The organism is Pseudomonas sp. BNK-44-b (genome assembly GCF_047456245.1).
Lineage (GTDB): Bacteria > Pseudomonadota > Gammaproteobacteria > Pseudomonadales > Pseudomonadaceae > Aquipseudomonas > Aquipseudomonas machongensis.
Genome location: NZ_CP179908.1, coordinates 3,599,353 through 3,618,102, shown reverse-complemented (window position 1 = coordinate 3,618,102; position 18,750 = coordinate 3,599,353). Strand labels below are relative to the sequence as shown.

Sequence of the window (18,750 nt, the reverse complement as noted above, 5' to 3'; positions counted from 1 at the left end):
TTGCGATGAAATCATCTGCAACCGGTCTGCTGGCGGCCTGCGTGCTGCTGCCGACACTGGCCCAGGCCGGCATGGGGCCGTTTCAGGTCTACGAACAGGCCTTGCGCCGCGATCCAACCTACCTCGCCGCCTTCAAGGCCCGCGAGGCAGGCCAGGAGTATCGCGCCATCGGCCGTGCAGGCCTGCTGCCCAACCTTTCCTACAGCTACAACAAAGGCCGCAACGATTCGAAAGCCAGCTACCTCGGTGATTCGCGTCGTTCAAGTGAAGACAGGCGCTATGACAGCTATGGCTCGACCTTCATTCTCCAGCAACCGCTGTTCGACTACGAAGCCTATGCGGCCTATCGCAAGGGGGTGGCCCAGGCGCTGTTCGCCGACGAAAGCTTTCGCGACCAGAGCCAACAGTTGCTGGTGCGGGTGATGACCAGCTTCACCCAGGCCCTGTATGCCCGGGATCAGATCGCCATCAGCGTGGCCAGCAAGCAGGCCTACCGCCAGCAATTCCAGCAGAACCAGCGTCTGTTCCAGGCCGGCGAGGGGACGCGCACCGACATCCTTGAGGCCCAGGCACGTTTCGAGTTGGCTGATGCCGAGGAAATCCAGGCACGTAACGACGAGGATGCCGCATTGCGCGAGCTCGGTGCGCTGATCGGCGAGCCGGCTGTGCGCATCGATGAGCTGGCGCCGCTGCGCAGTGGCTTCGCCTTCCCGCAGGTTACGCCGACCAGCTATGAGGCCTGGCAATCGCTGGCGCTGGCCAGCAACCCGCAACTCGGCTCGCAGCGCCATGCGCTGGAAGTGGCGCGCTACGAAGTCGAGCGTAATCGCGCCGGGCACCTGCCCAAGGTCAGCGCCTTCGCCACTTCGCGGCGCCAGGAGTCGGACAGTGGTAACACCTACAACCAGCGCTACGACACCAACACCGTCGGTATCGAGATCAGCGTGCCGCTGTTTGCCGGTGGTGGCGTCAGCGCTTCGACGCGCCAGGCCAGCCGGCATCTGGAGCAGGCCGAGTACGAACTGGATGGCAATACGCGCAACACGCTTATCGAGCTGCGCAAGCAATACAACGCCTGCGAGTCCGGCGCCAGTCGCTTGCGTGCCTATGAGCGGGCGCTGCAGGCGGCCGAGGCGCTGGTGGTGTCGACGCGCAAGAGCGTGCAGGGAGGCGAGCGGGTGAGTCTGGATGTGCTCAATGCCGAACAGCAACTGGCGACCACCCGGCGTGACCTGGCGCGGGCGCGCTACGACTACCTGCTGGCCTGGATCAAGCTGCATTACCAGGCAGGGACCTTGAGCGAAGCGCAGTTGGCGCGGGTAGACGAAGCCTTCGTGGCGGCTGGCGGATAGGGGCGGCCAGAGGGCCGCTCCATGTCGCAAGGGCTCAGGCGGCGAAACCGCCATCGGCCAGCAGGCTGGCGCCGGTGATGTAGCCAGCCTCAGGCCCTGCCAAGTAGGCGACGAAGCTGGCGATTTCATCGGCATGCCCGTAGCGTCCGATCGCCATCAACGGGATCAGGCTGTCGGCGAACTCGCCGCTGGCCGGGTTCATGTCGGTGTCCACCGGGCCAGGCTGCACATTGTTGACGGTGATGCCCTGAGGGCCGAGGTCACGGGCCATGCCGCGGGTCAGGCCGACCAGCGCGGACTTGCTCATGGCGTAGGGCGCGCCGCCTGCGAACGGCATGCGTTCGGCGTTGGTGCTGCCGATGTTGATGATCCGGCCACCCTGGCCCATGTGTCGGGCCGCGGCCTGGCTCGCCACGAACACGCTGCGCACGTTGATCGCCAGCATGCGGTCGAAGTCGCCGAGGTCGAATTCGGTCACTGGCGCCACGGCCAGTACGCCGGCGTTGTTGACCAGGATGTCGAGGCGGCCGAAGGCTTTGACGGTGTCGTGCACCGCTTGCTGTACCGCGCTGGCATCAGCGCTGTCGGCGCGCAGGGCCAGGGCGCGACCACCCTCGGCGTTGATGGCGTCAGCCAGGGCCTGCGCGGGGGCAGCGGAGCTGACATAGGTAAAGGCGACCTGTGCGCCTTCGCGGGCCAGGCGCCGGACGATGGCGGCGCCGATGCCGCGGGAACCGCCCTGGACCAGGGCGACTTTGCCTTCGAGGTTCGATACGTGGGACATGCTGCTCTCCTGAAGCGAGCAAGGCGGTGTGCCTTGGATGGGGTCAGTATCGACGGGTGATTACCTGCTGATAAGATCGCAATCACTATCATCAGAGTGAACTTCTGGTTGGGAATCGCTTATGGAATCCTTCAGCAGCCTCGAGTGCTTCATCACCAGTGCCGAGGTCGGCAGCTTCGCCGAGGCCGCCCGGCGTCTGTCCATCACACCTGCGGCGGTGGGCAAGAACGTCGCCCAGTTGGAATCTCGCCTGGGTGTGCGCCTGTTTCAGCGTAGTACGCGCAAACTGACCCTGACCGAGGCCGGGCAACGCTTTCTCGGTGAGGTGAGCGAGAGTTTTCGCAGCATCCAGTACGCTGTGGCCAACCTGGCCAGTAGCGAAGGTCAACCGGCCGGGGTGCTACGGGTCAGCATGGGTATCGTGTTCGGGCGTTTGTATGTGCTGCCGTTGCTGGGAGAGTTCTTGCGCCGATACCCGGCGATCACCCCGGACTGGCATTTCGACAACCGTCAGGTCGACCTCATCGGCCAAGGGTTCGATGCGGCGATTGGCGGCGGCTTCGACCTGCCGCCGGGTGTCGTTGCGCGCAAGCTGGCGCCTGCACACCGTGTCTTGGTAGCGGCGCCTGAGTACCTGCAGCGGCACGCGCCGATCCAGATGCCGGAACAACTACCCCAGCACGACGGCATCCTGATCCGTTCCCCGCAGACCGGGCGAGTGCGCTCCTGGCCGCTGACCAGTCGCAACCAGGAGCAGCGCCCGCTGCACCTGCGCCAGGCGATGACCATGAGCGACTCGGATGCAGCCTGCGCTGCGGCGGAGCAGGGGCTGGGCATTGCCTTGGTGAGCATGCCGTTCGCCGTGCCGTACTTCGCCAGCAAACGCCTGTGCCGGGTGTTGCCGGACTGGTATGTGGACGATGGCAGCGTCAGCGTCTACTACGCCGAGCGCAAGCTGCTGCCGGGCAAGACGCGCGCGTTCATCGACTATCTGTTGGCGTGTTTCGAGGCGCAGGGGTTGGCGAAGCAGTTCGATGCGATGGCAGGCGCCTGAATTCTGCCGTCAGTCGACTTCGACAACGAACTGCACCTGCGCCACCCCGGCGAGCACCAGGCTTACTTCGTCATCGAGTTTCTTGCCGATCAACTGCTTGCCCAGCGGCGAGCGCGGGGTGATCACGGTCACCCGTCCAGGGCCTTCGCCGATTTTCAGCCCGGCGCCCTCGGGGCCGAGAAACAGCAACTGCTGGCGACCTTGCTCATCTTCAAGCGTTACCCGGTTGCTCAGCTGGATGCCGCGCGCCGGGTCGTAGTCGCGCAGCAGCAACTGCTGGTAGCTCAGCAGCGCCTGGCGGATTTCGGCGGTACGGCGCGCCTGGCCGGTGGCGAGGTAGGAGGCCTCGAGCCCCAGGGTGTCGTACTTGTTCTCGGCGATGTTCTCTTCGGCGGTGGCGGTTTCGTAGGCGGTCTGGGCGGCGCGGCGCAGCACCTCCATGTCGTGCTCTAGGGTGTCGATGATGCGCGCGAGCAGGGTTGGCTTGTCCATGGTCAGCGGCAGAACTCCAGCACGTTGGCCTGGCTCTTGTCTGTCGGTGCATTGCGGTTCTGCTGCAGCCAGAACTGGCATTTGGGGTTGTTCAGGTTGCGCGGGTTGGCCTCGATGGCCTGTTGGGCTTGCTGCGTGTTCAGGATCTCCTTGTAGCGCTCGAACATCGCCTGCTGCGCGTCGGCCGGTTGCGGCGGGGCAACTGGGGCGGGCGCGCTGCGTGCCGGGGCCACTGCCTGGGCCAGTGGCTCGACCTGCTGTGGCCACAACTGCCAGGCCAGCCACAGGCTTAAAGCGATGGCCACGGCGCCGAGCCACAGACCGAAGGCCACGCAGACAATCAACTGCAAAGGGTTCAGGGTGATCTTCAGTTCGCGGCGACGGGGCATCGTGGCCTCCTGGCAGGGGTCGATCGAGGGGCCATTGTCGCATGGCTGTGCGATTTGTTTTATTGCCAGGTGCGGGTAGCGCTTTTGTCGGTGCCGGTTTATCCGCACAATCCATGGTTTTCTGCGCTGCGAGGGGAGTGGTCGTGAAAGCCACCTGGGACATTTTCTGCACGGTCGTCGACAACTACGGCGATATTGGCGTCACCTGGCGCCTGGCGCGCCAGCTCGCCGATGAGCATGCGTTGACCGTGCGCCTTTGGGTGGACGACCTGCACGCGTTCGCACGCCTGTGCCCGGAGGCTGATCCACAGGCCGAGCGGCAATATCAGCAAGGCGTCGAGGTATGCCATTGGCCGGTCGATTGGCCCGCATGCGAAACCGCCGAGGTGGTGATCGGTGCCTTCGGTTGCCAACTACCGGCGGCCTATGTCGAAGCCCTGGCCGAGCGCTCGACACCAGCGTTGTGGCTGAACCTCGAATACCTGAGCGCCGAAGACTGGGTCGAGGGTTGTCATGGGCTGCCGTCGCCACAACCCAATGGCCTGCGCAAAGTGTTTTTCTTCCCGGGCTTCACCGCCAATACCGGCGGCTTGCTGCGTGAAGGCGAACTGCTGGGCAAGCGTGCTGCGTTCGAGCAGGATGCTGCCGCGCGCAAGGCATTCCTTGCCGGTCTCGGCGTCAAGCCTGCGCCCGAGGCGCGACTGATGTCGTTGTTCGCCTACGAGAACGCGCAGTTGGGCCATTGGCTGGAAGCCCTGGCGGCAGACGATCAGCCCACCCACCTGCTGGTCCCCGAAGGTCGAATCCTGTCCGACCTGCATGCGTGGCTGGGTGAACAACCGGCCGTGGGCGAGGTGCGCCAGCGCGGGGCGCTGACCTTGCAGGTGCTGCCATTCGTCAGCCAGGACGACTACGACCGTATCCTCTGGTGTTGCGACTTCAATGCCGTGCGCGGCGAGGATTCCTTCGTGCGTGCCCAGTGGGCCGGGCGCCCTCTGCTGTGGCACATCTACGTGCAAGAAGAGAACGCTCACTGGGAAAAGCTCGAGGCTTTTCTCAAGATCTATCGACAGGGGCTGTCGGACGATGCCGCAGATGCACTGGTGGCGTTGTGGCGTGCCTGGAACATGGATCGTGACATGGGCGAGGCCTGGCGCGGGGTGCTGAAACACTGGCCGCAACTGCAGATGCATGCCCGGCAATGGTGCCTGGAACAGGCCACTCGGCCGGACCTTGCCACAGCGCTGGTACAGTTTTACCGAAATTGGATATGATATGCGGCCTCGATTTTTATAAATCCATCCAGATTCGGATACTTCGTAATGAAAACTGGTAAAGAGCTGAAACCCGGTACCGTACTGCGGATCGACAACGACCCGTGGCTGGTCCAGAAAGCGGAATTCACCAAGTCGGGCCGTAACAGCGCGATCATGAAGACCAAGCTGAAGAACCTGCTGACCGGCTACAAGACCGAAACCGTCTACGGTGCGGACGACAAGCTGGACGACGTGATCCTGGATCGCAAAGAAGCGACCCTGTCGTTCATCAGCGGTGACTCGTACACCTTCATGGACACCACCGACTACACCATGTACGAGCTGAACGCCGAAGACATCGACGCCGTTCTCCCGTACATCGAAGAAGGCATGGAAGATGTCTGCGAAGCCGTCTTCTTCGAAGGCCGCCTGGTATCGGTTGAGCTGCCGACCACCATCAGCCGTCAGGTTGTCTACACCGAGAACGCTGCTCGCGGCGATACCTCGGGCAAGGTCATGAAGCCTGCCAAGCTGAAGAACGGTACCGAAATTTCGGTAGCTGACTTCATCCAGATCGACGAGTGGATCGACATCGACACTCGCGACAACAGCTTCAAGGGCCGTTCCAAGAAGTAATCTTCTTGCGACCCACAAAAAAACCCGGCCTTGGCCGGGTTTTTTTGTGTCTGGCGTTTACTCAGACCGTCACGTGCAGGCGCACATCGACATTGCCGCGGGTGGCGTTGGAGTATGGGCAGACTTTGTGCGCCTTCTCCACCAGGGCTTCGGCATCTGCCTGGGCCAGGCCCGGCAGGTTGATGTGCAGGTCGATGTCCAGGCCGAAACCGCCGGGGATCTGGCCGATACCGACCTTGGCGGTGATCGAGGCGTCGGCAGGCAGGGCTTTCTTCTCCTGACCGGCGACGAACTTCAGTGCGCCGATGAAGCAGGCCGAGTAGCCGGCAGCGAACATCTGCTCGGGGTTGGTGCCCTCACCGCCAGCACCGCCCAGTTCTTTAGGAGTGCTCAGCTTGACTTCGAGCTTGCCGTCGCTGGAGCGGGATTTGCCGTCGCGACCACCAGTGGAGGTGGCTTCTGCGATGTACAGGGGAGTGACCTTTTGCATCTTGAGCCTCGCTTGTGTGCTGTGCGCCTTGGCGCTGGGTGGGTATGGGTTTAAATTAGCGTGCAATCATTTAGTGCGCAAGATAAATTTTCGACCATTCGTCCGACAGGCTTTCACAGCATAGTCCTCAGAGGCTTTTTTGCAGGCTGTTGCGCAGGTCGAGCAGTTCGGCCTGCAGCTTCTGCAAGCGTTCCACCGTGCGCCCGGAGGCTTCCAGGATGCAGTGCGGCACCTTGCTGGCCTCGTCGCGCAAATCACGGCCCTTGTCGGTCAGTTGCACCAGCACCACGCGCTCATCCTCGCGGCTGCGGGTGCGCTTGAGCAGGCCTTCGCTTTCCAGGCGCTTGAGCAGCGGGGTGAGCGAACCGGGGTCGGTCAACAGGCGCTGGCTGATTTCGCCTACGGTCAGGCCGTCCTGCTCCCACAGCACGAGCATGGCCAGGTATTGCGGGTAGGTGAGGCCCAGGGCCTGCAACAAGGGTTTGTAGACCTTGGTCATCAGCAACGAGGTGGAGTGCAGGGCGAAGCACACCTGATTGTCCAGCAACAGCTCGTCGCAGGGGGCTTTGATGTCGGCGTTCATGCAGGTCCTTGAATGAGTTCAGTTAAGAATCTAGCACGCTGATCGTTAGCGCGCTCATCAACCACGCAGTCCACTGCGTAGCGCCAAGTCCCAGGGAGGGACAGGACTGAAGCGGCTCTTGAGGAATTCGAGCAGCAAGCGGCTGCGAGAGTTCGTTTCATGTTCGAGTCGTAGTGCATAGATACCGGTGGTTTCCGGTTCGGGCAGGCCGTTTTCGCAGAACAGCGGCAGCAGTTCACCGCGCAGCAGGTATTCGCTGACCAGCCAGGTGGGCAGATGGGCGATGCCGAGGCCGGCGAGGGCGCCGAACAGCAGGGTTTCGGCGTTGTTGGCGGTCATGCGCAGGCGTGCCGGGCGGTACAGGCGCACCTGGCCGTCGACGGCGAAGCGCCAGGCGAACGGTGGTGCCAGGCCATCCCAGTCCAGGCCGTCGTGCTGCGGCAGTTCGCTTGGGCAGGTGGGCACCCCTCTGGCGGCCAGGTAGGCCGGGCTGGCGCAGGCGATGCGCACCATGTAGGCCAACGGAGTGGCGACCAGACGTGTGTCGGCCAGAGTGCCTGCGCGCAGCACCAGGTCGACCTCGCCCAGGTGGCTGCCGTGCATGTCGACGAAGCTGTCGATCAGGCGCAGTTGCACATCGAGCCCGGGGTAAGCCACCAGGAAGTCGGCGATCGCTGGCGCCAGGTGGCGGCGGCCGAAGGCTGCCGGGGCATCCATGCGGATCAGGCCTTCCGGTGCATTGCTCAGGGATACCGCTTCAGCCCGTGCCAGACGCAGTTCCTCGATGATGCGCCGGGCGCGCTCGGCGAAGGCATTGCCTGCCGGGGTCGGGCGTACGGCATGGGTGCTGCGCACGAACAGGCGGCTGCCCACGGCGTTTTCCAGGTTGTCGATGCGTCGGGCGACTGCCGAAGGCGTCAAGGGGTGACGACGCGCGGCCGCCGAGAAGCTGCCGGTTTCGAGTACATCGAGAAACAGGCTCAGTTGTTCGGTGAGGATATCTGGACTCATGACCCTTCCCATGCTTGTGCGTAAAACGCAAAGCCATTGTGCGCTGCTGTGCGTTTCCCTGCCAGCCTCCACTGGGTAGCATGCCTGGATTGAGAATGCAGTCGAATGAGGCACTGATGATCGAGTGGTTGATGTACATCGTTTTGGGCGCGGCGCTGGGCACCATGGGCGGCCTGTTCGGGATCGGCGGCGGGTTGATTGCGATTCCTGCACTGGGAGTGCTGTTCGGTCTCGACCAGCAGCTGTCCCAGGGGACGGCGTTGGTGATGGTGGTGCCCAACGTGCTGCTGGCGCTGTGGCGCTATCATCAGCGCAACCGCATCGAGCTGCGCCATGCCGTGCCGCTTTCGCTGTGCAGCTTTATCTTTGCCTGGCTGGGCTCGATCTGGGCGGTAGGGCTCGATGCACACTCCATGCGCCTGGGCTTCGTCGCATTCCTGGTGGCGCTGGCGGTGTGGAACGTGGCACGCATGTTCATGAAAGCCAGCCCGCCGAGCAGCCAGCTGCGTTATCCCTGGCCGTGGCTGGGTGTGCTGGGCTGTTTCGCCGGTAGCATGGGCGGGCTGTTCGGCGTTGGTGGCGCGGTAGTGGCCACTCCGATCCTGACCAGCGTGTTCGGCACCACCCAGGTGGTGGCTCAGGGCCTGTCGCTGGCGCTTGCGGCACCGAGCACCATGGTGACGCTGCTCACCTATGGCGTTCATGGCAGCGTTGACTGGCATGTCGGTATTCCGCTGGCGGTAGGCGGTTTGCTCAGCATCAGCTGGGGCGTGAAGCTGGCCCATGCGCTGCCTGAGAAAGTGCTGCGTACGCTGTTCTGCGTGTTTCTGATCGTCTGTGCGGTGATGCTGGGCCTGGAGCTCTGACAACCTTTACCTGAAGCCGTCGATCACGTAGTCGGCCATGCAGTCGGTGATCGGCGAATGGCTTTGGGCATTGCGCAGCAGCATCACATTGGCCATCGGCAACTGCGGCAGGCCCTGGTCTTCGCCGAGAATGCACAGCGAGTCGCCGATCAGGCTCTGCAACTGGGCCGTAACCGCCAAACCCGCGCCGACGATGGCAAAGATCGCAGCCAGGCTCGGACTTGTGTAGGCGATGCGGTAATCGATCCCCTGATGTTCGAGGGCGTTGCAGGCCCAGGAGCGGCAGAAACAGTCGGTGTTGAACATCGCCAGGGGTATCGGGCGCTGTTCGTGGGGGCAGAAGCCCTTGGCAGCGGCCCATACCAGGCGTTCCTGGCGCAGCAGTTGGCCCACCTCGGCACCTGGCTCGCGGGTGATGATCGTCAGGTCAAGGTCCTGGCGCAGCATCAATTGCTTAGATGGCTCGCAATGCACCTCTACCTGGATCAGTGGATAGCTGCTGGCGAAGCTGGTGAGTATCGCCGGCAGAAAGCGCATGGCGTAGTCGTCCGGTGTACCGATGCGCACTAAGCCGACCATGTGTGGCATGCGCAAGGTGTTGAACACCTCGCCGTGCAGCTTGAGGATGCGCCGGGCATAACCGAGCAGCACCTGGCCCTCGGCGGTCAGGCGCACCTGGCGTCCGTCGCGCTCGAACAACTGGCGCTGGAGGATGTCTTCCTCCAGGCGTTTCATCTGCATGCTCACGGCCGACTGGGTACGGTTGACGACCTCCCCGGCACGAGTGAAACCGCCTTGTTCGGCGATGGCAACGAAGGTGCGCAAGACCTCGGCGTCGAGGCTCTGGTAGGTGGACATTGCATCAATCCTCCAGATGCAAGACATAAGAAACATTCGTTGGATTGATCCTAAGCCTGGCGCGAGACTGAAGCCACTCACACGGAGGGCTTCACGATGAAAGGTCATGTCGGTTTTACCCACACTCCCTTCTCCTTGGGCCAACTGCTTGCACAGGCGCTTGAGCGACTGCTGCGCTGGCAGCAGCTGTACCGCCAGCGTCAGCAATTGGCCAGCCTCAGCGACGATGCGCTGCACGATCTGGGGTTGAGTCGGGCAGATACCCTGCAGGAGGTGGAGCGTCCGTTCTGGGACGATCCATTGCGCAAGTGAAGGCGTCGCTGCGGGGCATGGCCGCCCCGCAGCGTTTACAGGCTGTAGTAGTAGCCGCGGCTGCGCAGGGCGACGATGCGTGGACGGCCATCGGCGTGGGGGCCGATCTTCTTGCGCAGGTTGCTGACGTGCATGTCCAGGCTGCGGTCATAGAGCGTCAGTTTGCGGCCCAGGCCGATCTGCGCCAGTTCCTGCTTGTCCAATGGCTCGCCGGGTTGGCGCAGCAGGGCTTCGAGGATGCGGCTCTCGGAGAGTGTCAGGCTCATCTCGCGCTGATCGATGCTGACTACCCCGCGCACGGGGCTGAAGGCCAGGTCGCCGATCTCGATCTGGGTGCTGGGCGCCGCCGGATGACTGCGGCGCAGCACGGCACGCAAGCGAGCGGTCAGCTCACGCGGGTCGCAGGGTTTGGCCAGGTAGTCGTCTGCACCCAGCTCCAGGCCCAGGATACGGTCCAGGGGTTCGCCACGGGCCGACAGCATCAATACCGGCAGTTCGGCGTGGTCGCTGCGCAGTTGCTTGAGCAGCTCCAGGCCGCTGCCATCGGGCAGCATCACATCCAGCACCACCGCCGCCGGGGCGTGGGCGGCCAGGGCCTGGCGCGCGCTCTCGCCGTCGTGGCAGGCGCGGACCGCAAAGCCCTCCTGAGTCAGCCAGCTACCGAGCAGCTCGCACAACTCCTGGTCATCATCAATCAGTAACAGCTCGCTCATGACTCACTCAATTCAACCATTGTCGGCGTCTTCTGTGTCCGCCGCTGGCTAAGATACCGCAGACTGCCGACAACAGTGCAACGACCGATCCGATCAGGAACCATTGCTGCTGGTCGGTAAGCAGGCGTAGTGGGCTGGTGGTCTGAAGTTTTTCCACCGTAGCCTGCAGGCGCTGATTGTCCTGGCGCAGGCGTTCGAGTTGGGTGCTTTCCCGGGCGCTGTCGGCATTTTGCAGCTGTTTGCTCAGTGCAGCGCGCTGTTTCTCGCTTTCCTCCAGACGTTGCTGCAGCTCGGTGATGCGCGCACCGGCTTCCAGCGACAGAGGCTGTTCGGCGAGGGCGAGGGGGGAGAGCAGCAACAGGCAGAAAAGCAGCAGGGACATCGGACCTTGGCGCATCGGTACTCCTGATTCTTGTTCGATTCAGAAGGTTGTCGGCAGTGGGTCGCAATAGATGAATCCGGGGATTGCCTGGGCCTGTTCGCGTGCAAGTCGTCCTGAAGGCTCGCCCGCGAACAGGCCCGATCAGGCTCAGGGCAGCACTTGCTTGAACGGTTTGACCACCACCTTCTCGTACACGCCTGCCGCGATGTACGGGTCGGCGTCGGCCCAGGCCTGTGCGGCGGCAAGGGAGTCGAATTCGGCGACGATCAGGCTACCGCTGAAGCCGGCAGCGCCGGGATCGTTGCTGTCGATGGCCGGATGCGGGCCGGCCAGGACTACACGGCCTTCGGCCTTGAGCTGGTGCAGGCGCTCGATGTGCGCGGGGCGTGCAGCCAGGCGTTTTTCCAGGGAGTTTTCGACGTCGCTGGCGATGATGGCGTAGAGCATGTCAATCCTTGGGTTTAGGGGTGGAAGGGTCGGCGTCGTGCAGGTGGCGCGACAGGTACACGCCCTGAGCCACCAGGAAGATCACGGTCATGCCCAGGCTGCCGAAGACCTTGAAGTCGACCCAGAACTCCTGGAACGTGAAGGCGACGAACAGGTTGGCTGCGCCGCAGACCAGGAAGAACAGGATCCAGGCCAGGTTCAGGCGGGTCCAGATTGTTTCCGGGAGTGTCAGGGCATGGCCCATGATGCGTTTGATCAATACCCGATCGCCGATGAAGTGGCTGCCGGCGAAGGCCAGCGCGAACAACCAGTTGACCACCGGCGCTTTCCATTTGAGGAAGGTTTCGCTGTGGAAGGCCAGGGTGAGGCCGCCGAACACAAGGCAGGCCACCAGCGTCAGCAACTGGCCCTTTTCGAGCTTGCGATGGCGCAGGAACAGCGCGCCGTAGACCACCACGGAGCTGATGATGAGCATCGCCGTGGCACTGTAGATGCCGCCGAACTCGAAGCTTTGTCCGGCAAATTCGACCGGGCGCGGGTCCAGCTTATAGACGATGAAGAACAGCAGCAGCGGGATGAAATCGATGAATTGTTTCACAATGGCAGCCAGAAGCGGGATGTGACGGCATAATAACAAACATCGATTCCGGCGAAAGCGCTCCTCCATGAATGTTGATCTGCACTGTCACAGCACGGCCTCCGACGGCGCCCTGTCGCCCACGGCACTGGTCGCACGCGCCCATGAACACGGGGTGCGCACGCTGGCGCTGACCGATCACGATACCCTCGAAGGGCTCCCCGAGGCGCGCCAGGCCTGTCTTGACCTGGGCATGCAATGGGTCAGCGGGGTAGAGCTTTCCTGCACCTGGGGCGGTGCGACCATCCATGTGCTGGGTTACAACTTTCCCCTCGATGCGCCGCCACTGTTGGAGGCCATCGAGCAATTGCACCGTGGTCGCTGGCTGCGCGCCGAAGACATCGCCAGGCGCCTGGCGGGCAAGGGCATGCCCGATGCGCTCGAGGGCGCGCGCGCCGTGCAGCAGGAGCTGGGCGACAGCGGCAACGCGCCGGCGCGCCCGCACTTTGCCGAATTCCTGGTGCGTGCGGGGCATGTCAAGGACCGCGGCGAGGCGTTCCGCAAATGGCTGGGCGCCGGCAAGCTGGGTGACGTCAAGTTGCATTGGCCGACACTCGAGGAAACTGTCGCGACCCTTCGCCAGTCCAACGCTTGGGTGAGCCTGGCCCATCCCATGCACTATGAACTGACGCGTAGCAAGCGCAGACGCCTGATCGCCGACTATATTCAAGCGGGAGGGCAGGCGCTTGAAGTGGTCAATGGCATGATGCCGCCCGAGCAAGTGGGCACGATGTCCATCCTTACCCGTGAGTTCGGCCTGCTGGCAAGCGCTGGCAGTGACTTCCACGGCCCCGGCACCTGGGGCGAGATCGGTGCCTACCGGCCATTGCCCGAGGACCTGCCACCTCTGTGGCGCCGATTCAGCCATGAACAGCCTATGGCGGTATGAACAGGACGATTACGTGAGTCAATTCTTCCAGATTCATGCGGAGAACCCGCAAGCGCGCCTGATCAAGCAGGCCGTGGAGATCATCCGCAAGGGCGGGGTGGTGGTGTATCCGACCGACTCGGCATACGCCCTGGGTTGTCAGATCGGCGACAAGGCGGCGATCGAGCGGGTCCGGCGCCTGCGCGGCCTGAATAAAACGCACAATTTCACCTTGATGTGCTGCGACATGTCGCAGCTTGGGTTGTATGCCAAGGTCGATACCGGCACCTTCCGCCTGCTCAAGGCCCATATTCCGGGCCCTTACACCTTCATTCTCAACGGGACCCGCGAGGTGCCGCGCCTGTTGCTGCATGAAAAACGCCGTACCATCGGCCTGCGCGTGCCGGACCATGGCATCACCCTGGCGCTGCTCGCGGAACTGGGCGAACCGTTGATGAGCGTCAGCCTGATCCTGCCCGGCGACGATGAGCCGATGACCGATCCCTACGAAATCCGCGAGCGCCTGGAGCACCACGTCGATCTGGTCATCGACGGCGGCTTCGGCGACCTGAAGGCGTCCACCATCATCGACCTGTCCGGTGACGAGCCACAGCTGATCCGCGAAGGCTGCGGCGATCCCACACCCTTCCTGGTCAACGCGTGAACCAGGTGCAGGCCCCCGAGGCGCCGACGGTCGAAGCCGAGGCGCCGCAGCAACTGCAGTTGGCGCTGGTCTACGGTGAAGCCCTCACCGAAATGCCGGTTGATCTGTACATTCCCCCGGATGCCCTGGAAGTCTTCCTCGAAGCCTTCGAGGGCCCGCTGGACCTGCTGCTGTACCTGATCCGCAAGCAGAACATCGATATTCTCGACATCCCCGTAGCCGAGATCACCCGGCAGTACATGGGCTACGTCGAGCTGATGAAGTCGGTGCGCCTGGAGCTGGCTGCCGAATACCTGGTGATGGCTGCCATGCTGGCCGAGATCAAGTCGCGCATGCTGCTGCCGCGCTCCAGTGAAATCGAGGAAGAAGAGGGCGATCCGCGCGCTGAACTGATTCGCCGCCTGCAGGAGTACGAACGCTTCAAGGCGGCCGCCGAGGGTATCGACGAACTGCCGCGGATCGGGCGCGAGGTGCTGGTGCCACAACTGGAAGCGCCGCAGGCCAAGGTGCGCAAATTGCTGCCCGACGTCGCGCTGGAAGAAATCCTGCTGTCGATGGCCGAAGTCATGCGCCGCAACGACTTGTTCGAAAGCCACCAGATCACCCGTGAGACCTTGTCGACCCGCGAGCGCATGAGCGAGGTGCTCGAGCGTCTGAAGGGCGGAGGCTTCGTACCCTTCATCGAGCTGTTCAGCGTCGAGGAGGGCAAGCTTGGTGTGGTAGTCACCTTCATGGCGATTCTCGAGCTGGTGAAGGAATCGCTGATCGAACTGGTGCAGAATGAGCCTTTCACCCCGATCCATGTCCGTGCCCGGGCCGAGTGACAGTAAAGAGCACCGATGAACCTGAACGAACCCCGCGACCTTGCGTCGCTGATCGAGGCCTTTTTGCTGGCCTCAGGCAAGCCACAGTCCCTGGAGCGCCTCTTCGAATTGTTCGAGGAGGCTGAGCGACCGGCGCCGGCCGTGTTCAAGAAGGCCCTGGAGGTGCTCGGCAAGTCATGCAATGGTCGCGCCTTCGAGCTCAAGGAAGTGGCCAGCGGCTACCGTCTGCAGATTCGTGAGGACTTCGCACCCTGGGTCGGTCGCCTGTGGGAGGAGCGCCCGCAGCGCTATTCTCGCGCGCTGCTCGAGACCATGGCCTTGATTGCCTACCGTCAGCCGATCACCCGTGGCGAGATCGAAGATGTGCGTGGGGTGGCAGTCAACAGCAACATCATCAAGACCCTGATGGAACGCGAGTGGATCCGCATCGTCGGCTACCGCGAAGTGCCTGGCCGCCCCGCCATGTTCGCCACCACCAAGGCGTTTCTCGATCATTTCAATCTCAAGAGCCTCGATGAGTTGCCGCCCCTGGCCGAGTTGCGCGAGATGGAGCCAGAACCTGTGCTCGACGACCTGGACGATGCGCCGGTGCCCGCGCACCTGCAGGCGTTGGCCGATGCCAGCCTGGGCGAGGATGGGCCAGAGGACGAGGGTGAGCCGAAGGAGGAGACCAGCTTCCGCAGCTTGCTGGTGGAGCTGGATGCGATGGAAGAAGGGCTCAAGATCGACTTCGATGACTTACGCGAGGAAGAAGATGTGGTCGAGGATGAGGACAAGTCCTGATCTGCGCTGACCCTTTCACGGGCTAACCGCCGGGCAGAAAAACTTTCTCATCCCGATGCGCCAGCTGCATGAACCGCGTACAATACGCGCCCCTTGGCGCATCCGCCGCCAAACCGCTTTCACTACACCGTACACCGGGAGGTGCCCAGATGAGTGACAAAGACCTGCAAGAAACCCAGATCACCCCACCGTCCGGCGAAAAGCTGCAGAAAGTGCTGGCACGTATCGGTGTCGGTTCGCGCCGTGACGTCGAAGCCTGGATCAGCCAAGGCCGCATCAAGGTCAATGGCGTCGAGGCTACCCTCGGCCAGCGCGTCGACCTGCACGATGCCATCGCTGTCGACGGCAAGCTGATCAAGCGTGAGGAAGCCGCCGAGGCGACCCGCCGCGTCATCATGTACAACAAGCCCGACGGCGAGATCTGCACCCGTGACGACCCTGAAGGCCGTCCCACCGTGTTCGACCGCCTGCCGCGCCCGAAAGAGGGCCGCTGGATCAACATCGGTCGTCTCGACATCAACACCACTGGCTTGCTGCTGTTCACCACCGACGGTGAATTGGCCAACCGCCTGATGCACCCTTCCTACGAGATGGACCGCGAGTACGCGGTGCGTGTCCGTGGCGAGGTCGACGACGAGATGATCGAACGCCTCAAAGCGGGCGTGATGCTCGAGGACGGCCCGGCCAAGTTCACCGATATCCAGAAGGCGCCGGGTGGTGAAGGCTTCAACCACTGGTACCACTGTGTGGTGATGGAAGGCCGCAACCGGGAGGTGCGTCGCCTGTGGGAGTCCCAGGGCATGGTGGTCAGCCGCCTGAAGCGTGTGCGCTTCGGCCCGGTGTTCCTCAACTCTGACCTGCCGATGGGGCGCTGGCGTGAAATGAGCCAGGGCGAGATCGACATCCTGGCCGCCGAAGTCGGGCTGCAGCCGGTGGCGCTGCCGACCCTCAACCTCAAGGCCAAGGACAAGCTCGAGCGCTTGCAGCGCAAGTCCACGCGCCCCATGGGTCGTGGCGAGCGCGTACGTGACTTGCGCCCAGCCAAGGATGCCGGCGAGCGTCAGCCACGTGCGACCAGCGAGCGTCCGGCGCGTCCGGCTCGTGAGGAAGCACCGCGCAAGGGTGGCCGTGGCAGCACCGTTGCCGAACGCCCTAGCGAGATGCGCAAGCGTCCTGCGCGTGCCGAAGGCGACAAGCGCCGGCCGTGGTCGCGGCAAGCCGCGTGGGTGATCGCATCCTGCGGTGAAAAGGCCAGCCTTCGGGCTGGCTTTTTTGTGCCTGGTCGAAAACTGAGCGTCCTCAAGCCCCTGAGTGCGAAGCATTTTTCGTCACGCTGGAAAGTTTTTGAACCACCTTGTAACGGAATTTATACGAAGTCTGCCGGAATTGCCGTTCGGTTTCCTGCTTTGCAAGTTGGTGTAAACAGATCTTGCCGCATGCCGCGCTGTAGAGCCTTGCGCCGACCATTCTTGCTATTGCCCAAAGCCCCGCCTCGCGCTGATATGACGGGCATTGCCATGTGCATCAGCCCACCACTGCAGTCGGGCCTACACAACAACAAATGGAGGCGCCATGTACGCCGATCACTACGCCATTGATGGCTCTTGCCACTGGACCGCTGCGTTTTTTCCCGAGGAAACGACGCAGCGCGTTGACGCCTGCGCGCTCGCAGGGGTATACAATGCGCCGCGTTTTACCTGTGACCCCCTCGCGTACCACGCATTCTCGCCGACTCCCGGCTAATCCGCCTCAGGCTCCGTGCCAGGCGCGGCGCCAGGGTCCGGGAACCCAAGGTAACCACCTTGCCTCATTCCGCTGTGCCACGAGCGCGGCGGGTCCGATTCCGTCACAGATAAAAACAAGCAGGTGACTTCGTTCATGAGTGGACACAATTCGCAGTCGTCAGGCGAACTCAAGCGTGGCTTGAAAAACCGCCATATCCAGCTGATCGCCCTGGGCGGCGCCATTGGTACCGGCCTGTTCCTCGGTTCGGCCGGGGTAATGAAATCCGCCGGCCCCTCGATGATCCTTGGCTACGCCATCTGTGGCTTCATCGCCTTCATGATCATGCGCCAGCTCGGCGAGATGATCGTCGAAGAGCCTGTGGCCGGCTCCTTCAGCCATTTCGCTCACAAGTACTGGGGCGGCTTCGCGGGCTTCCTGTCGGGCTGGAACTGCTGGGTGCTGTACATCCTGGTGGGTATGTCGGAGCTCTCCGCGGTCGGCAAGTACGTCCACTACTGGTGGCCGGAGATCCCGACGTGGGTCACTGCAGCGGGCTTCTTCCTGCTGATCAACGCGATCAACCTGATGAACGTCAAGGTGTTCGGCGAGGCCGAGTTCTGGTTCGCGATCATCAAGGTGGCCGCCATCGTCGGCATGATCGCCTTGGGCGCGTATCTGCTCACCAGCGGCAGCGGTGGCCCGGACGCCTCGGTGACCAACCTGTGGAGCCATGGTGGCTTCTTCCCCAATGGCGTGAGCGGGTTGGTGATGGCGCTGGCGATCATCATGTTCTCCTTCGGTGGCCTGGAAATGCTCGGTTTCACTGCCGCCGAAGCCGACAAGCCCAAGACCGTGATTCCGAAGGCGATCAACCAGGTCATCTACCGCATCCTGATCTTCTATATCGGTGCCCTGGTGGTGCTGCTGTCGCTGACCCCGTGGGACAGCCTGGTGGCCAGCATCGATGCTTCCGGCGGCAGCTACGGCAGCAGCCCGTTCGTCCAGGTGTTCTCGCTGCTGGGCAGTGACGTGGCGGCGCATCTGCTGAACTTCGTGGTACTGACCGCGGCACTGTCGGTGTACAACAGCGGCACCTACTGCAATGCGCGCATGCTCTACGGCATGGCCGAGCAGGGCGATGCGCCGGCGGGCCTGGCGAAGATCGACCGTCGTGGCGTGCCGGTTCGGGCGATCCTGGCGTCGGCAGCGTTCACCCTGATTGCCGTGCTGCTCAACTACTTCATGCCGCAGCATGCCCTGGAGTTGCTGATGTCGCTGGTGGTCGCGGCGCTGGTGATCAACTGGGCGATGATCAGTTACTCGCACCTGAAGTTCCGCCAGCACCTTGACCGTACCGGCCAGAAACCGCTGTTCAAGGCGCTGTGGTACCCGTACGGCAACTACCTGTGCCTGGCCTTCGTGGTGCTGATCCTGGGCATCATGCTGCAGATTCCAGGGATCCAGATTTCGGTCTATGCGATCCCGGTGTGGCTGGTGGTGATGTATGTGTTCTATGTGATCAAGAGCAAGCGCATGGCGCAGGCCGGTACTGCGGCGGGTAGCGTGGCCAAGTAAGCCGGTAGCTTGATTCGGGAAACCCGGTGCCAGGGGCTGGTGCCGGGTT

General features: G+C 63.0%; 22 protein-coding genes and 1 pseudogene. 12 read left to right on the top strand and 11 right to left on the bottom strand.

Annotation, left to right across the window (positions count from 1 at the left end):
- Positions 1–5: 5 nt before the first annotated feature.
- A complete protein-coding gene (locus ACMGGG_RS16585) occupies positions 6–1,352 on the top strand; it encodes a TolC family outer membrane protein (RefSeq protein ID WP_414154067.1) in 1,347 nt (448 codons plus the stop codon).
- Positions 1,353–1,386: 34 nt separating this feature from the next.
- On the opposite strand, the gene ACMGGG_RS16580 is transcribed toward ACMGGG_RS16585, so the two are convergent.
- Positions 1,387–2,136, bottom strand: a complete 750-nt coding sequence (locus ACMGGG_RS16580; RefSeq protein WP_054891962.1) for a 3-oxoacyl-ACP reductase family protein — start codon at positions 2,134–2,136, stop codon at positions 1,387–1,389.
- 121 nt (positions 2,137–2,257) lie between these two features.
- Here ACMGGG_RS16580 and ACMGGG_RS16575 point away from each other — a divergent pair, with 121 nt between their 5' ends.
- The gene (locus tag ACMGGG_RS16575) at positions 2,258–3,190 is read left to right on the top strand and encodes a LysR family transcriptional regulator (RefSeq protein ID WP_054891961.1); all 933 of its coding nucleotides are present in this window, start codon (positions 2,258–2,260) and stop codon (positions 3,188–3,190) included.
- A 9-nt stretch (positions 3,191–3,199) separates the two neighbouring features.
- Here ACMGGG_RS16575 and ACMGGG_RS16570 read toward each other — a convergent pair whose 3' ends face one another.
- On the bottom strand, positions 3,200–3,682 hold the full coding sequence (locus ACMGGG_RS16570; RefSeq protein WP_054891960.1) for a GreA/GreB family elongation factor: 483 nt from the start codon (positions 3,680–3,682) through the stop codon (positions 3,200–3,202).
- A gap of 2 nt (positions 3,683–3,684) precedes the next feature.
- Positions 3,685–4,071, bottom strand: coding sequence for a hypothetical protein (locus ACMGGG_RS16565; RefSeq protein WP_054891959.1), 387 nt, complete (start codon positions 4,069–4,071; stop codon positions 3,685–3,687).
- A gap of 143 nt (positions 4,072–4,214) precedes the next feature.
- Between ACMGGG_RS16565 and earP the strand changes: the two genes are divergently transcribed.
- Both earP and efp read left to right on the top strand, forming a co-directional pair.
- The gene (earP, locus tag ACMGGG_RS16560) at positions 4,215–5,345 is read left to right on the top strand and encodes an elongation factor P maturation arginine rhamnosyltransferase EarP (RefSeq protein ID WP_414154066.1); all 1,131 of its coding nucleotides are present in this window, start codon (positions 4,215–4,217) and stop codon (positions 5,343–5,345) included.
- Positions 5,346–5,393: 48 nt separating this feature from the next.
- Positions 5,394–5,963: an elongation factor P gene (gene efp / locus ACMGGG_RS16555; protein ID WP_028691737.1), complete on the top strand. Its 570-nt coding sequence runs from the start codon at positions 5,394–5,396 to the stop codon at positions 5,961–5,963.
- Between the two features lie 61 nt (positions 5,964–6,024).
- Here the strand turns inward: efp and ACMGGG_RS16550 are convergent, their stop codons facing one another.
- From ACMGGG_RS16550 to ACMGGG_RS16540, 3 genes are all read right to left on the bottom strand, one after another.
- Entirely contained in the window at positions 6,025–6,453 is a 429-nt protein-coding gene (locus tag ACMGGG_RS16550) for an organic hydroperoxide resistance protein (RefSeq protein WP_063545725.1), read from the bottom strand.
- Positions 6,454–6,580: 127 nt separating this feature from the next.
- A complete protein-coding gene (locus ACMGGG_RS16545) occupies positions 6,581–7,036 on the bottom strand; it encodes a MarR family winged helix-turn-helix transcriptional regulator (protein ID WP_054891956.1) in 456 nt (151 codons plus the stop codon).
- Between the two features lie 57 nt (positions 7,037–7,093).
- A complete protein-coding gene (locus tag ACMGGG_RS16540) occupies positions 7,094–8,047 on the bottom strand; it encodes a LysR family transcriptional regulator (protein ID WP_054891955.1) in 954 nt (317 codons plus the stop codon).
- 116 nt (positions 8,048–8,163) lie between these two features.
- Between ACMGGG_RS16540 and ACMGGG_RS16535 the strand changes: the two genes are divergently transcribed.
- A complete protein-coding gene (locus tag ACMGGG_RS16535; RefSeq protein ID WP_414155821.1) occupies positions 8,164–8,913 on the top strand; it encodes a sulfite exporter TauE/SafE family protein in 750 nt (249 codons plus the stop codon).
- A 6-nt stretch (positions 8,914–8,919) separates the two neighbouring features.
- Here the strand turns inward: ACMGGG_RS16535 and ACMGGG_RS16530 are convergent, their stop codons facing one another.
- Complete coding sequence (locus ACMGGG_RS16530) at positions 8,920–9,771, bottom strand: LysR substrate-binding domain-containing protein (RefSeq protein WP_414154065.1); 852 nt, start codon at positions 9,769–9,771, stop codon at positions 8,920–8,922.
- Between the two features lie 96 nt (positions 9,772–9,867).
- On the opposite strand from ACMGGG_RS16530, the gene ACMGGG_RS16525 reads away from it, so the two are divergent.
- Positions 9,868–10,083 carry a DUF1127 domain-containing protein gene (locus ACMGGG_RS16525; RefSeq protein ID WP_065862095.1) on the top strand — a complete coding sequence of 72 codons (216 nt, stop codon included), beginning with the start codon at positions 9,868–9,870 and terminating at the stop codon, positions 10,081–10,083.
- Between the two features lie 35 nt (positions 10,084–10,118).
- Here ACMGGG_RS16525 and ACMGGG_RS16520 read toward each other — a convergent pair whose 3' ends face one another.
- The 4 genes from ACMGGG_RS16520 to ACMGGG_RS16505 all read right to left on the bottom strand — a co-directional run bounded on the left by ACMGGG_RS16520 (position 10,119) and on the right by ACMGGG_RS16505 (position 12,223).
- A complete protein-coding gene (locus tag ACMGGG_RS16520; RefSeq protein WP_054891952.1) occupies positions 10,119–10,796 on the bottom strand; it encodes a response regulator transcription factor in 678 nt (225 codons plus the stop codon).
- Positions 10,797–10,803: 7 nt separating this feature from the next.
- Positions 10,804–11,193, bottom strand: coding sequence for a hypothetical protein (locus ACMGGG_RS16515; protein WP_054891951.1), 390 nt, complete (start codon positions 11,191–11,193; stop codon positions 10,804–10,806).
- A 132-nt stretch (positions 11,194–11,325) separates the two neighbouring features.
- Complete coding sequence (locus ACMGGG_RS16510; protein WP_151925550.1) at positions 11,326–11,625, bottom strand: YciI family protein; 300 nt, start codon at positions 11,623–11,625, stop codon at positions 11,326–11,328.
- Position 11,626: 1 nt separating this feature from the next.
- Positions 11,627–12,223, bottom strand: coding sequence for a septation protein A (locus ACMGGG_RS16505; RefSeq protein ID WP_063545722.1), 597 nt, complete (start codon positions 12,221–12,223; stop codon positions 11,627–11,629).
- A gap of 67 nt (positions 12,224–12,290) precedes the next feature.
- Between ACMGGG_RS16505 and ACMGGG_RS16500 the strand changes: the two genes are divergently transcribed.
- The 6 genes and pseudogenes from ACMGGG_RS16500 to ACMGGG_RS16475 all read left to right on the top strand — a co-directional run bounded on the left by ACMGGG_RS16500 (position 12,291) and on the right by ACMGGG_RS16475 (position 18,701).
- Positions 12,291–13,151: a PHP domain-containing protein gene (locus ACMGGG_RS16500; RefSeq protein ID WP_054891949.1), complete on the top strand. Its 861-nt coding sequence runs from the start codon at positions 12,291–12,293 to the stop codon at positions 13,149–13,151.
- 13 nt (positions 13,152–13,164) lie between these two features.
- Positions 13,165–13,794 carry an L-threonylcarbamoyladenylate synthase gene (locus ACMGGG_RS16495; protein WP_081255296.1) on the top strand — a complete coding sequence of 210 codons (630 nt, stop codon included), beginning with the start codon at positions 13,165–13,167 and terminating at the stop codon, positions 13,792–13,794.
- 125 nt (positions 13,795–13,919) lie between these two features.
- A complete protein-coding gene (locus ACMGGG_RS16490; RefSeq protein ID WP_162714451.1) occupies positions 13,920–14,618 on the top strand; it encodes a segregation and condensation protein A in 699 nt (232 codons plus the stop codon).
- A gap of 15 nt (positions 14,619–14,633) precedes the next feature.
- Positions 14,634–15,401, top strand: a complete 768-nt coding sequence (gene scpB, locus ACMGGG_RS16485; protein ID WP_063545720.1) for an SMC-Scp complex subunit ScpB — start codon at positions 14,634–14,636, stop codon at positions 15,399–15,401.
- A 149-nt stretch (positions 15,402–15,550) separates the two neighbouring features.
- A pseudogene (gene rluB / locus ACMGGG_RS16480) lies at positions 15,551–16,631 on the top strand (23S rRNA pseudouridine(2605) synthase RluB).
- 648 nt (positions 16,632–17,279) lie between these two features.
- On the top strand, positions 17,280–18,701 hold the full coding sequence (locus ACMGGG_RS16475; protein ID WP_054891944.1) for an amino acid permease: 1,422 nt from the start codon (positions 17,280–17,282) through the stop codon (positions 18,699–18,701).
- The last annotated feature ends 49 nt before the right edge of the window (positions 18,702–18,750 follow it).